This is a genomic window from Sphingomonas yantingensis, assembly GCF_014199325.1.
Lineage (GTDB): Bacteria > Pseudomonadota > Alphaproteobacteria > Sphingomonadales > Sphingomonadaceae > Sphingomonas > Sphingomonas yantingensis.
In genome coordinates, this window is record NZ_JACIJJ010000001.1 from 244,245 (window position 1) to 257,251 (window position 13,007).

Below are 13,007 nucleotides of genomic sequence, written 5' to 3' on the forward strand. Positions count from 1 at the left end.
TCCTGGGGCAATCAGCCCTGGCGTGCCTTGAAACGGCGCTGCGTCTTGTTGATGACGTAGACGCGGCCACGGCGGCGGATCACGCGATTGTCGCGATGACGACCCTTAAGCGACTTGAGGCTGTTGACGATCTTCATGACCGGCTCGATTCGTATCCAGATTTGCGCGGAAAAAAGCGAAGGCGCCGCCTAGCGGTGGGGGGTGCCCGCGTCAAGGCGTAACGCCCGAATGCGCCCGATACGCTTTTGGCGGAAGCCAAAGCGATACAGGCGCGTTACGATCCCGCTGCCGGGCTTCGTTCGCCCCGGTGCGAAGGAAGGAAGTCCGTCATGCGTCGTCGTTCGCTTGCCCTTTTGATGCTTCCGGCGCTTTTCGCCAGTGCCTGTACGACGGGCGGTGCGCGGCGCGGGCCGGTCGAGGTGATTCGCTACAATCTGGGCACGCCGATCGCGGTCGGCAGCTTCGCGGTCGACCGCGACGCCGCGCGCGGCGCGACCGGCCTGTCGAGCGACTATGAGACGGTCGTCGGCGCGGTCGGCGACGAACTGACCCGGCTCGGCTTCACGCGCGTGGCCGACGGCGCGCCGTCGATCTATCTGGTCGAGGTGAGCGTCGATCGCGCGCAGGTGGGCGAACGGCGGGTCGGCCCGCGATTCGGAATCGGCCTGGGCGGCGGTACCGGCGGGTTCCGCGGCGGCGGTGTCGGCGGCGGAGTCTCCACCGAGTTCGGCGGATCGACCCGCCCGGTCATCGGCAACGCGCTGACGGTGAAGATTCGTCGCCGCACCGACCAGACCGTCGTCTGGGAAGGCACCGCGCGCACCAGCGGCATGGCGCCCGCCAATGCCGACGATGCCGCGTTCGAGGCCGGCCGGATCGCCAATGCGCTGTTCCGGGACTTTCCCGGCCAGTCGGGTTTCACTACGACCGTCCCATGACCATCGACGTGAACGCCGCCTTCGACAGCGGCAATATCGAGCTGGTCGCCATCGACGGCGACCGTGTCGACCTCAACATCCGCCGCGATGCGGGGTCGGACTTCTACCAGTGGTTCCACTTTCGCGTCTCGGGTGCGAAGGGGCGAACGCTGACCTTTCGGCTGCTGAATGCCGGCGGGGCGGCGTACGCGTTCGGCTGGCCGGGTTATCGCCCGCGCGTGTCGGGCGACCGCGCGCACTGGGCAATGGTGGGCGCCTCGACCTATAACGACGGCGTGCTGACCTTCAGCCACGCGATCGAGCAGGACGTGGTCTGGTTCGCCTATTTCGCGCCCTATTCGATGGAGCGGCATCAGGACCTGATCGCGCGGATCGCCGGGGCGGAGGGGGTGTCGCACCGCACGCTTGGCCATTCGCTCGACGGGCAGGCGATCGACTGCTTCGACCTCGGCACCGGGACCAAGCAGGTGTGGATCTATGCCCGCCAGCATCCGGGCGAATCGATGGCCGAGTGGTTCATGGAAGGCGCGCTGGAGGCGCTGACCGATGCCGACGATCCGGTCGCGGTCACGTTGCGCGAAAAGGCGACGATCCACCTCGTCCCCAACATGAACCCCGACGGGTCGCGGCGCGGGCACCTGCGCACCAATGCCGCGGGCGTGAACCTCAATCGCGAATGGCATTCGCCGAGCGCCGAGCGTTCGCCCGAGGTGCTGTGCGTCCGCGATGCGATGGACGCGACCGGCGTCGACTGGGCGATCGACGTGCATGGGGACGAGGCGATCCCGGCCAATTTCCTTGCTGGATACGAGGGCATCCCGTCCTGGACCGACGCGCACGGCGAGCGCTTCTACGACTATCAGCGCCGTCTGGCCGAGGCGACGCCGCTGTTCCAGACCGAGCAGGGGTACGACAAGGCACCGGCGGGCCGCGCCAACCTGGCCATGTCGACCAACCAGCTTGCCGAGCGGTTCGGCGCGGTCTCGATGACGCTGGAAATGCCGTTCAAGGATCACGATCCCTCGCCCGATCCGGTCGAGGGCTGGTCGCCCGACCGGTCGAAGGCGCTGGCGCGCGCCTGCCTCAAGGTGCTGGCGGACGTCATCTGATGGAGCTTCGCGACGGCCGGCTGGAGCATCCGGCGGTCGTCGCGCTGCTCCACGAACATTTCGCGGGGATGCTCGCCGCCTCACCCAAGGACATGACGCATTTCCTCGACCTGTCGGCGCTCGCGGCGCCGGAAGTGACGTTCGTGACCGCGTGGGAGGGCGACACGCTGCTCGGCTGCGGCGCGCTCAAGGCGCTGGGCGGCGGCGAGGGCGAACTGAAATCGATGCGGACCGCGGCATCGGCGCTGCGCCGCGGGGTCGCCTCGACGATCCTGACGCACCTGATCGAGCATGCGCGGGCGGCGGGGATGACGCGCGTCCATCTCGAGACCGGCACCGGCCCCGCTTTCGACGCGGCGGCAGCGCTCTATCTGCGCCACGGGTTCAAGCCGTGCGAGCCGTTCGGCGATTACGAGGCGACCGATTTCAACCGCTACATGGCTTGCGCGATCTGATTCCGGTTAGGGCCGGTCTAACCACGCTCTTTCATCCTCGCTTCGCGCAGGCGCGTTACGCCGCAACCTGCTGGGGAGTTGCCGAATGACACCATTCCTGTTCGTCGTCGCACAATCGACCGTGCCCGTGCCGATTTCGGCGCCGCCCGCGCCGCCTTCTTCGCCACCGCCGATTGTCAGGGGAGCGGTGGCGAACGGCTATCCTTTCCCTCGGCCGGCCCGGCGACCCACGGACGTCGCCGTTTTCGACGTCGAAATCTCGGGTGCCGGCCAGCGCCTGTGGCGCGGGGCGCTGCGCGTGTCGGATGTCGCTTCCGCATCGTTCGAACATCGAGAGCGAAACGCGCCCGGCCAGGATTGCGAAATCGCTTGGGCAGAGCGCGGCGAGACCAAGTCGATCTCGCTCAATATCAACGCGATGCGTGGGCCCGCCGACACGACGGTCTTCATGGTCCGCGCGGTATGGGAGCGGCCGGGCGACGGCAGTTGCGACGGCGGCTATGCGCAGCGGTCGGTCAGCGTCTCCGACCGCTTGGCGATTCCGCGGGGCGGCGATGCGGTGCTGCGCGGCGATGCGGGCTTCGAAATCCGGTTGAAGCGACGCTGACACCGCAGGGGTCAGAATTTGAGCTTGTAGCGCACCATCGCCCGGTTGATCGCGCCGCCCTGCGCATCGCTACCCTGTTCGACCTCGACGCCCAGCTTCTCGCGCTCGGACAGCTTGAGCTTCGCGCGCGGCGGGCTGTTCGGCCGTTCGTAGCGGTCGGGCAGCGGCTTGAGCCGGTACTGGGCGGGGTCGGTCCGGCCGCACACGACGATATCGTCACCCGTCCCGCCGGGCGTGCAACCCTTCTGGATCGGGACGCGCAGAACGTCCTGACGCGCTGACGGGCCGCCGGCGGTCTGGATGCCGAGGATCAGCAGGCTCAGCATCGACGGGCTCCCTCACGCGGACCCGGCGATGCTGACGATGGTTCGTGTCGAAACGAAGGCGGCCTCAGCCGAGGAAGCGGCGCACTAGGTCCTTGGCGACGCGAACCGGACGGCGCGTGTCGGTGTCGAGCGCGCACCAGCTCGACTTCACCTCGACCAGCACGTCCTCGCCGCGCTGGATCAGCGTCGTGAACATCGCGCGCGCGCCCTCGACCTGCTCGGCGATCACCGTCGCGACGACCGTATCGTCGAGGAAGGCGGGGCGGCGATAGGTGATCTCGTGCTTGAGCGCGACCCACAGGTGGCCGGCCACAGCCTCTGCCGGCGCGACCTTTTCCCAATAGGCGACAACCGCGTCCTGTACCCAGTTCAGGTACACCGCGTTGTTCACATGCCCCATGTGATCGATGTCGCCCGGGGCGATGCTGACTTCGTGATGGTGCATTGTATTAGGCTGCGCCTAACTGACACTCATGTCAATTGGTTTCAGGCGAGCAGCCACGTACCGAGCAGCCGCCCGAACGGAAAGGTGAAGAAGCCTGCGATCAAAAGCGCGCCGAACACCATGCCGCGCACCGCGCTGCGATGCCGGACATGCTGGTGGTTGCGCGCGGTCCAGACGATCAGCGGCACCTGGATCAGCGTCCATGCCGACAGGATGTGGATGAGGCTCAGCCCGCCATGATTGGTGTTGCGGATCGTGAAGCTGATGAGCGCGGTCCCCGCCATCGCCGCGACCCAGACATAGCCGAGCCGGCGATGCAGCCAGTCGCCGCGCGGGCGAAGCAGCATGACCGGCGTCAGCGCCAGCGCCGCCAGGATCGTTGCCAGATGCAGCCAGATACCGGGGCCGATCAGGTGCCACTGCGCGCGCCCGCGAAACAGCGCGACGAGAACGACCGCGAGCAGCAGCGCCGCGCCGATCGCCAGAAACCGCTCGAACGCATCGACCCGCCGCATGTCGGTCCGCCTGCCGGTCGAAACTGCCGTCGTCGCCATGTCGATCCCCCGATCCCCGCGGCGATGCTGCCACGGGGCGGGGCCGCCGCCAAGCGGGGTCAGCCGCGCTCTGCCGCGCTCACCGCATCGGCGGCACGCAGCGAGGCGAGCAGTTTGGTCAGGTGCGCCGCGTCGCGCACCTCCAAGTCGATCGTGTTGGTGTGGAAGGTGGTGTCCCGGTTGTCGAGCCGCAGGCCGAGGATGTTTGCCTTGTGCGCGCCGATGATCGTCGCGATCGCACCGAGCGCACCGGGCTCGTTCTTGAGCGTGACCGCGACGCGCGCGGTGCCGCCCTCGGCCTTGTCGCCCCAAGCGAGGTCGACCCAGTCGGCATCCTCGGTCTCGGCCAGCATCGGACAGGCGATGCCGTGGACCTGGATCGGCTGGCCCGGGCGGCGCACGCCGACGATACGGTCGCCGGGAATCGGCCGGCAGCATTCGGCAAGGTCGAACGCGACGCCTGGGGTGAGGCCGAGGATCGAGATCGCCTGACGCTGCGGCGGCATCGCGGTGTCGGCCCCCTCGGTCGAGCCGGGCATCAGCGCTTCCATCACCTGCGCATCGGTCAACTGCTGGTGCGCGATCGCGATCATCAGCGCCGCCTCGTCCGCCAGATGCAGGCGGCGGAGCGCATCGCCGAGCGCCTCGGCACTCAGCGGCACCGGCAGGCGCGCGACGATATCGTCGTAGAGCTTGCGACCCAGCGCGATCCCCTCGTCCCGTTCTTTCAGGCGAAGGTGGCGGCGGATCGCGGCGCGCGCCTTGCCCGTGATCGCGAAGTTGAGCCAGTTGGGCTGCGGCGTCTGTGCCTTGGACCGCAGGATCTGGACCTGGTCGCCATTCTCGATCTCGGTGCGAAGCGGCACGACACGGCCGTTGATCTTCGCGCCCACCGCCTGGTTGCCGAGGTCGGTGTGCACGTCATAGGCGAAGTCGATCGGCGTCGCCCCCTTGGGCAGCTGGACGAGCTCGCCGCGCGGGGTGAAGGCGAAGATGCGATCCTGGTACATCGCCATCCGCGTATGCTCGAGCAGTTCCTCGGGGCTTTCGGCGGTGTCGAGGATCTCGACCAGGTCCTGGATCCAGCGCACCTGCGTGTCCGGGCGCACTTCCTTCTGCTTGTAGGCCCAGTGCGCGGCGAGGCCGTATTCGGCCTGTGCGTGCATTCCCTCGGTCCGGATCTGAATCTCGATGCGGTTGTCGCCGGCATGGATGACGCTGGTGTGCAGCGACCGGTATCCGTTGCGCTTGGGCGTCGAGATGTAATCCTTGAACCGGCCGGGGACGAGCGGCCACTTGCGGTGGATCACGCCCAGCGCGCGGTAACACTCCTCCTCGCTCTTCACGATCGCGCGGAACGCCATGATGTCAGACAGCTGCTCGAGGCTGACGTGCCGCTCCGACATCTTCTTCCAGATCGAATAGGGGTGCTTCTCGCGACCCGTCACTTCGGCATCGATTCCCGCGCGGCTCAGCAGCTGGCGGATATTGTCGCCGATCTTGTCGATGCGGGCACCGTCCCCGTCCTGCATCGATTCCAGCCGGCGGGTGATCGATTCATACGCCTCGGGCTCGAGCTCGCGGAAGGCGAGCGTCTGCATCTCCTTCATGAACTCGTACATGCCGATCCGCTCGGCGAGCGGGGCGTAGATATCCATCGTCTCGCGCGCGATCCGCCGCCGCTTCTCGGGCTTCGGGATGAACTTGAGCGTGCGCATGTTGTGGAGGCGATCGGCAAGCTTCACGAGCAGCACGCGGATGTCGTCGGACATGGCGAGCAGGAACTTGCGCAGGTTTTCGGCCGCGCGCTCGCTCTCGCTCTGCGCCTCGATCTTCGACAGCTTGGTCACGCCATCGACCAGTCGCGCGACGGAGGTGCCGAACTTCGACTGGATCTCCTCCGGCGTCGCGACGGTATCCTCGATCGTGTCATGGAGGATGGCGGTCGCGATCGTCTCGTCGTCGAGGCGAAGGTCGGTCAGGATGCCCGCCACCTCGATCGGGTGGCTGAAATAGGGGTCGCCGTTCGCGCGCTTCTGGCTGCCATGCGCGTGCATGGAGAAGACATAGGCGCGGTTGAGCAGCGCCTCGTCCGCGTCGGGGTCGTAGCTCAGGACCCGGTCGACCAGTTCATATTGCCTCAGCACAGCCCTAATGTGGGGTCAGAGCGTGCGCAATTGCAACGCATTTGACCGCTTCCCGCCGCACTGCAGCGGCGAGGAGCGGCGCAAATGTCACGAAACCTTTAGCCCTTGGCGCGGGCGTTGCACTTTTCGAGCGCGGCGGCGTCGAAATCGGTGCCCGCGGCGGCGAAGCGGCTGACCGGGCCGACTTCGCGGACGAGCAGCTCGCACATGATCGCGTCGCGCGACCCGGCCTTGGCCGCGGTGCAGGCGCCGTCGGCGCACTTCCAGACCGTGCTGCGCGTCACGATCGACGCCTTGGCCGGCGCGGTCGTCGGGACAGCGCTGTAATAACCCTCGGCCATGGCCGGGCTGGCGACGACGAGGCTCAGGGCAAGCGGGGCGAAAAAGCGCAGCATGGGGAGGGCTCCTGTCCGGAAAGCGGGTTGCGATTTGCAACCTACAAGCCGGCTTCTAAGGTTGCAAGTCGCAACCTATGCTGCTCTGCAAAAAGTACCCGCGGTTGCCTGTCACCGCATTTGCTCTAGGATCGACGAATGGGATTGCGCGAACCGCTGCGCCAGCTGGCGATGAACTGCAGCCTCCCCGCCGCGCTGGAGGCGATGGGCGAACGCTGGTCGTTCCTGATCCTGCGCGCCAGCTTCAACGGGTTCCGGCATTTCGAGGAGTTCCAGGGCGAGCTCGGCATCGCGCGCAACATCCTCGCCAACCGGCTGGGGCGCTTGGTCGACCACGGCATCCTCCAGCGACGACCGTGCGACGACGATCGGCGCAAGGTCGAATACCGCCTGACCGACAAGGGCAAGGACCTGCTGCCGACGCTCGTCGCACTGCGCCAATGGGGCGAGAAATACGAGATGACGGGCACCATTTCCCCCGTACTGGTCGACGCCCAGGACCACCGCCCGGTCGCCCCCGTCCGCGTGATGAGCCACGACGGCCGTCCGCTGACGACGCAGGACCTGCTCTGGGCGCTGCCGGAAGAAGTCGAGGACGCGAAGGCGGCGGAGTAGGTGGAGGGGGCGATCCTGCGATCGCGCGCGAAGCTGATCGCGCTGGTACTGCCGGTTGTCTTCACGGTTGGCTTCGTCAACAGCTGGAACGCTGGCTGGGGGATTGTCCTGTTCCTGCTCATTTTGCCGGCGACGGCATTGATCCTGCTGGCGGGCATCGGCGCCTCGCTCGTCTGGGATGCCGTTTCGAAGGATCGGTGGCAATTGCGCGTCAAACGTGGCGGCGCGACGCTTGCAATTGCGTGCCTGGTGGTCGGATCGAGTTGGCCCGTGCTTGCCCTCGGTGCATCGGCTGGTTCGTTGACACGCCTCGCGATCAACACGCGCACGTATCGAACCATCATCAGCGAGCTGCGTCGCCACCCGGATCAGGTCGAGCGGATCGAACGCAAGTTCGGCGTCAGGCTTGCCGTCGATCGCGGGCCACCACTTCGTGTCGCCTTCAATCCGGAAGGAATGCTCGACAACTGGTCGGGGATCGTCTTCGATCCGACGGGCGAAATGATGAAGGCCGATGGCTTCGATGCAAGTGGCCGGTTTCGGGCGCCCGACCGGATCACGAGGCTGTTCGGCGGCGATCTAGTGTCCTGCCGCCGGCTCTGGGGCGACTATTATGACTGTTCCTTCACCTGACTATCCCAACATTCTCGTTCTCACCGGCGCAGGCATTTCTGCCGAGAGCGGCATTGCCACGTTCCGCGGGCCGGGCGGTTTGTGGGAGGGGCACCGCGTCGAGGACGTGTGCACGCCCGAGGCGCTGGCGCGCGATCCGGCGCTCGTGCACCGCTTCTACGACCTGCGCCGCGCGGCGCTTTCGACCGTCGAGCCGAATGCCGCGCATCGGGCGCTGGCGCGGCTGGATGCCGAATGGCCGGGCGAGCTGCTGATCGTCACGCAGAATGTCGACGACCTGCACGAGCGGGCGGGGGCGACGCGGCTGCTGCACATGCATGGCGAGCTGAAGTCGGCGCTGTGTGCCGCGTGCGGGGCGCGGGCCGAGTGGGCCGACGCGTTGCCGCCGGGGAGCGTGTGCGGGGCGTGCGGTGCGCCGGCGCTCCGCCCCGACATCGTGTTCTTCGGCGAGATGCCCTACGACATGGACCGGATCGAGGCGGCTTTATCGTCGTGCGACCTGTTCGTGTCGATCGGCACGTCGGGCGCGGTCTATCCCGCCGCCGGGTTCGTGCAGACGGCGAGGCACTGGGGGGCAGCGACGCTGGAGATCAACCTCGAGCCGTCGCAGGGGAGCTTCCTGTTCGAGGAAAGCCGGATGGGGCCGGCGAGCGTGCTGGTGCCGGAATGGGTGGCGGGGTTGCTGGCCGGGTGATCCTGAACGTCATCCCGGATCAAGTCCGGGACGACGAACGGACAACCGGGTGGGTCACTCCACCCAGTCCAGCCCGATGTCGCGATAGAGGCCGCGATCCTCGTCCCAGCCGGGCTTCACCTTGACGTGGAGGTAGAGGTGCACCGGCACCCCCATGATCCGCGACAGCTCGGCGCGCGCCTTGGCGCCGATATCCTTGATCCGCGCGCCGCCCTTGCCCAGCACGATCGCGCGCTGGGTGTCGCGTTCGACGAGGATCTGCTGGTGGATCTCGACCGACCCGTCTTCGCGCTCCGAATAGCGTTCGGTCTCGACCGCGCTGGCATAGGGGAGCTCGGCATGAAGCTGGAGGTAGAGCTGCTCGCGCGTCACTTCGGCGGCCATCATCCGGTCGGTGGCGTCGCTCACCTGATCCTCGGGGAAGTGCCAGGGCCCCTCGGGCATTCGCCCCGCCAGCGCGGTCTTGAGCTCGGGAATCCCGTCGCCGCTGGTGGCCGAGACGAAGAAGATCTCGTCGAACGCCAGCCGCTCGTTGAGCCGCTGGGCGTGGTTGAGCAAGCGCGGCTTGTCGGCCAGATCGACCTTGTTGAGGATCAGGATCTTGGGTTCCGATCGCGCGGCGAGCCGGTCGACGATGCTCAGCACCTTTTCGGGCAAGCCCCCCTTGGCATCGACGACCAGCGCGATCGCGTCGGCGCCCTCGGCCCCCTCCCACGCCGCCGACACCATCGCGCGGTCGAGCCGGCGCTTCGGGTCGAACAGGCCGGGGGTGTCGACGAGCAGGAGCTGGGTCTGGTCCTCGATCGCGATGCCCATCAGGCGGACGCGCGTCGTCTGCGCCTTGGGGCTGACGATCGCGACCTTCTGGCCGACGAGTGCATTGACGAGCGTCGACTTGCCCGCATTGGGCGCCCCCACCACGGCGACAAGGCCGCAGCGGGTCGATTCTTGAGTTTCGGTCATGTGCGGCCGTTAGCGCAAGGACGCGCAGACCGCCATGCCCGCGCTCACTTCAACAGCACCAGTTCCTCGGCCATCGTCGGGTGCAGCGCCACCGTCGCGTCGAACGCCGCCTTGGTCAGCCCGGCCTTCACCGCAACGGCGGCGGCCTGGAGGATTTCCGGCGCGTCAGGACCGATCATGTGGATGCCGAGGATTTTGTCCGAGTCAGCGTCGCACACCATCTTGTAGAGCGCGCGCTCGTTGCGACCGGCCAGCACGTTCTTCATCGGGCGGAAGTCGGAGTGATAGACCTTGACCGACCCGTGCTTCTGGCGCGCCTGCGTTTCGGTCAGGCCGACGCCGGCGATCGGCGGGTGGCTGAAGACGGCGCTTGGGATGCAGTCGTAATCGACGGTGGTCGGCTTGTTGCCGTAAAAGGTGTCGGCGAACGCCTGTCCCTCGCGGATCGCAACCGGCGTCAGCTGGACGCGGTTGGTGACGTCGCCGACTGCGAAGATGCTGTCGCAGGTGGTGCGGTTTTGTCCGTCCACCCGAATCGCACCCTTGTCGTCCCATTCGACGCCCGCGTTCTCCAGCCCCAGCCCGCCGGTGTTCGGCACGCGGCCCGTGGCGAACATCACCGCGTCGACGGTCACGTCGGGGTGGTTGGTCATCGATACCTTGAGGCAGCCGTCCGCCTGCTTCTCGATGCCCCGGAACTCGGCGTTCATGCGGAACTCGATCCCCTTGGCGGTCGAGATCTGGAGCAGCCGGTCGCGCACCTGCTCGTCATAGCCGCGCAGGATCACGTCGCTTCGGTTGATGAGCATGACGTGGCTACCGAGCTGGTGGAACACGCCGGCAAACTCGTTGGCGATATAGCCGGCGCCGGCAATCAGGATGCGCTCGGGGATGGCGTCCAGATGGAACGCCTCGTTCGAGGTGAAGCCGTGCTCGTGGCCGGGGCAGGAGGGGACCTGCGGCGTCGCGCCGGTGGCGATCAGGATGCGCTCGGTGGTGACGGTGCGGCCGCTGGCGAGCTTGACGTCGTGCGGCCCGGCGATCGTCGCGCGCTCGAGGATGATCTCCGCCCCGCTCGATTCGATCGTCTGCGTGTATGCCTTGTTGATCCGGTCGACCTCGGCCAGCACGTTGTCGCGCAGCCGCTCCCAGGTGAATGCGCAGTCGGGCGGCACGTCCCAGCCGAAATGGCGCGCATCGCGCAGATCCTCGGCGAAGTGCGCGCCGTAGACGAGCAGCTTCTTGGGCACGCAGCCGCGGATGACGCAGGTGCCGCCGACGCGGTATTCCTCCGCCACCGCCACCTTCGCGCCGTAAGCCGCCGCCACGCGCGCCGCGCGCGTGCCGCCGGAGCCCGCGCCGATCACGAACAGGTCATAGTCGTACTGGGCCAACGCGCGCGCTCCTTCACATATGCTTGCCGCCAGATAGGGTGGGGCGGGGCCGGGGACAAAGGCTTTCGCACCGGAACCGCGAGGGCGCCGCGGACGTAAGGGGCACAAGTGAGTGGAGGGACGATGGCGCGCGCGACGAAATGGACGGTGGGCGTGCTGCTTTGGGTCGTGGTCGCGGCGTGCCTGGCCGCGTCGATCGTCCCCGCGTTTCTCGACCGCATCTATTATCGAGGAACCGGGAGCGGCCATTTCGACGGCGAGCGATTCTTCAACCCCGACGGCGACGACACCGCACGCGTCCCCGGCGGCGGCAATCGTGCGGGCTTCTTCTGGCGGCGGCTGACCGGCGAGGGCGAGGCGGCGTGGCCGGCGAGCGTGGCGGTGCGGCCGACGACGAGGGCCGAGCTGATCCTCCCGCCCGCGCGCGGCGCGGCCCCGCCGATGCGGGCGACCTGGGTCGGTCATGCCAGCGTGCTCGTCCAGACGCCGGGGCTCAACATCCTCACCGATCCGGTCTGGGCCGAGCGGGCGGGGCCGTTCGGGTTCGGGCCGAAGCGGACGACGGCGCCGGGGATCGCACTTGCCGACCTGCCCAGGATCGACCTGATCGTCGTCAGCCACAATCACTATGACCATCTCGATCTGGCGACGCTCAAGCGGCTGTGGGATCGCGATCGGCCGGCGATCGTCACCAGCCTTGGCAACGGCGCGATCCTACGGTCGGCGGGGATCGAGGCGACCGAACTCGACTGGGGCCACGCATCAGGCGTGCGGGGCGCTCGCGTGCATGTCGTGCGCAACCACCATTGGGGCAGCCGCTGGTTCGCCGACCGCAATCGCGCGCTGTGGTCCGCGTTCGTGATCGAGCTGCCCGGCGGCAACCTGTTCTTCGCGGGCGATACCGGGTTCGGCGACGGCGAATGGCCGCGAGAGGCGGCGGCGATCGGGCAGATCCGGTTGGCGCTGATCCCGATCGGCGCGTTTCGCTTCCAGCCGGGCGAGATGGCGACGGGCAGTCATATCGGCCCGCACGAGGCGGTGCGCGTCTGGGACCGGCTGGGCAGACCCACGGCGATGCCGATCCATTGGGGCACGTTCAAACTGTCGGCGGAGGCCCGCGAAACGCCGCCGGCGATGCTCGACCGGCTGATGCGGTGTGCAGCCGCGCCGGCGGATCGGTTTGGGCGACGCGAGGTCGGGCGGCCGTTCGATGTGCCACCGCTATCTGCCGCGCCGTCGCCGCTGGACGAGGCGCAGCTGGCAAGCTGCGCCCGCACGCCGGTGGTGCGGGCGCTGCGCTAGGCGGTCAGCCGCCCATCTTCAGCGGCGGCGTCTGCTGGTGCTGGACGACCTTCCAGACCTCGTGCTCCAGCCGACGATAGGTGGAGGTGCAATGCGCCTCGTACTTCTCGCCGCCGTCTTTTTCGGCATCCACGGTGTAGCCGATGACGATCAGCCCCTCCTGCGGGCGCATGATCTGCTGGTCGGAGAAGGCGACCTTCGACCAGCGCGGGGTGTTGGCGACCGCCTCGACCGCCTGCGCGCCGGTCATGACGAAGGGCGGGGCGGGAACGACCATCACGCATTCGTCATCGATCGACTCGCGATAATGCTCGGCATCGGCTGTCCACAGGCTTTCCTCGAACGCCCAGACGCGGTCGTCATCCATCTCGCTTCTCCCGATTGGTCAGGCGGATGAAGCGGTCGGAACGGTCACGCGGTTCCGGCGCAC

General features: G+C 67.7%; 17 protein-coding genes. 8 read left to right on the forward strand and 9 right to left on the reverse strand.

Translation table 11 applies throughout. The annotated features are described in order from the left end of the window. Positions 1–11: 11 nt before the first annotated feature. Positions 12–137, reverse strand: a complete 126-nt coding sequence (gene ykgO, locus FHR19_RS01195; RefSeq protein ID WP_066575973.1) for a type B 50S ribosomal protein L36 — start codon at positions 135–137, stop codon at positions 12–14. A 192-nt stretch (positions 138–329) separates the two neighbouring features. Between ykgO and FHR19_RS01200 the strand changes: the two genes are divergently transcribed. The 4 genes from FHR19_RS01200 to FHR19_RS01215 all read left to right on the forward strand — a co-directional run bounded on the left by FHR19_RS01200 (position 330) and on the right by FHR19_RS01215 (position 3,109). After that, positions 330–938, forward strand: a complete 609-nt coding sequence (locus FHR19_RS01200) for a DUF4136 domain-containing protein (protein ID WP_184023441.1) — start codon at positions 330–332, stop codon at positions 936–938. Continuing rightward, complete coding sequence (locus FHR19_RS01205; RefSeq protein ID WP_184023443.1) at positions 935–2,047, forward strand: M14 family metallopeptidase; 1,113 nt, start codon at positions 935–937, stop codon at positions 2,045–2,047. Before FHR19_RS01200 ends, FHR19_RS01205 begins: the two co-directional genes overlap by 4 nt. Beyond that, positions 2,047–2,502 carry a GNAT family N-acetyltransferase gene (locus tag FHR19_RS01210; RefSeq protein ID WP_184023445.1) on the forward strand — a complete coding sequence of 152 codons (456 nt, stop codon included), beginning with the start codon at positions 2,047–2,049 and terminating at the stop codon, positions 2,500–2,502. The genes FHR19_RS01205 and FHR19_RS01210 overlap by 1 nt, the downstream gene beginning before the upstream one ends. Positions 2,503–2,587: 85 nt before the next feature. Next, positions 2,588–3,109, forward strand: a complete 522-nt coding sequence (locus FHR19_RS01215; protein ID WP_184023447.1) for a hypothetical protein — start codon at positions 2,588–2,590, stop codon at positions 3,107–3,109. An 11-nt stretch (positions 3,110–3,120) separates the two neighbouring features. Here the strand turns inward: FHR19_RS01215 and FHR19_RS01220 are convergent, their stop codons facing one another. The 5 genes from FHR19_RS01220 to FHR19_RS01240 form a co-directional block, all read right to left on the reverse strand. Next, entirely contained in the window at positions 3,121–3,435 is a 315-nt protein-coding gene (locus FHR19_RS01220) for a hypothetical protein (RefSeq protein ID WP_184023449.1), read from the reverse strand. A gap of 64 nt (positions 3,436–3,499) precedes the next feature. Continuing rightward, entirely contained in the window at positions 3,500–3,880 is a 381-nt protein-coding gene (locus tag FHR19_RS01225; protein WP_184023451.1) for an acyl-CoA thioesterase, read from the reverse strand. A gap of 41 nt (positions 3,881–3,921) precedes the next feature. Further along, positions 3,922–4,434 (reverse strand): DUF2306 domain-containing protein, encoded by a 513-nt coding sequence (locus FHR19_RS01230; protein WP_184023453.1) that lies wholly within the window; start codon positions 4,432–4,434, stop codon positions 3,922–3,924. Between the two features lie 59 nt (positions 4,435–4,493). Further along, on the reverse strand, positions 4,494–6,581 hold the full coding sequence (locus FHR19_RS01235; RefSeq protein WP_184023455.1) for a RelA/SpoT family protein: 2,088 nt from the start codon (positions 6,579–6,581) through the stop codon (positions 4,494–4,496). A 98-nt stretch (positions 6,582–6,679) separates the two neighbouring features. Next, positions 6,680–6,976, reverse strand: coding sequence for a CC_3452 family protein (locus FHR19_RS01240; RefSeq protein WP_184023457.1), 297 nt, complete (start codon positions 6,974–6,976; stop codon positions 6,680–6,682). Positions 6,977–7,114: 138 nt separating this feature from the next. On the opposite strand from FHR19_RS01240, the gene FHR19_RS01245 reads away from it, so the two are divergent. From FHR19_RS01245 to FHR19_RS01255, 3 genes are read left to right on the forward strand one after another with little or no spacing between them, the layout of a single operon-like run. Further along, positions 7,115–7,591 (forward strand): winged helix-turn-helix transcriptional regulator, encoded by a 477-nt coding sequence (locus tag FHR19_RS01245; protein WP_184023459.1) that lies wholly within the window; start codon positions 7,115–7,117, stop codon positions 7,589–7,591. Continuing rightward, on the forward strand, positions 7,592–8,224 hold the full coding sequence (locus tag FHR19_RS01250) for a hypothetical protein (RefSeq protein WP_184023461.1): 633 nt from the start codon (positions 7,592–7,594) through the stop codon (positions 8,222–8,224). It abuts the gene before it with no gap. Next, positions 8,205–8,918, forward strand: coding sequence for an NAD-dependent deacylase (locus FHR19_RS01255; RefSeq protein WP_184023463.1), 714 nt, complete (start codon positions 8,205–8,207; stop codon positions 8,916–8,918). The genes FHR19_RS01250 and FHR19_RS01255 overlap by 20 nt, the downstream gene beginning before the upstream one ends. 54 nt (positions 8,919–8,972) lie before the next feature. On the opposite strand, the gene era is transcribed toward FHR19_RS01255, so the two are convergent. Then, on the reverse strand, positions 8,973–9,881 hold the full coding sequence (era, locus tag FHR19_RS01260) for a GTPase Era (protein ID WP_184023465.1): 909 nt from the start codon (positions 9,879–9,881) through the stop codon (positions 8,973–8,975). Between the two features lie 44 nt (positions 9,882–9,925). Next, the gene (gene gor / locus FHR19_RS01265) at positions 9,926–11,275 is read right to left on the reverse strand and encodes a glutathione-disulfide reductase (protein ID WP_184023467.1); all 1,350 of its coding nucleotides are present in this window, start codon (positions 11,273–11,275) and stop codon (positions 9,926–9,928) included. Between the two features lie 123 nt (positions 11,276–11,398). On the opposite strand from gor, the gene FHR19_RS01270 reads away from it, so the two are divergent. Then, complete coding sequence (locus tag FHR19_RS01270) at positions 11,399–12,577, forward strand: MBL fold metallo-hydrolase (protein WP_184023469.1); 1,179 nt, start codon at positions 11,399–11,401, stop codon at positions 12,575–12,577. A 4-nt stretch (positions 12,578–12,581) separates the two neighbouring features. On the opposite strand, the gene FHR19_RS01275 is transcribed toward FHR19_RS01270, so the two are convergent. Further along, positions 12,582–12,944, reverse strand: coding sequence for a DUF4440 domain-containing protein (locus FHR19_RS01275; RefSeq protein WP_184023471.1), 363 nt, complete (start codon positions 12,942–12,944; stop codon positions 12,582–12,584). Between the last annotated feature and the right edge of the window lie 63 nt (positions 12,945–13,007).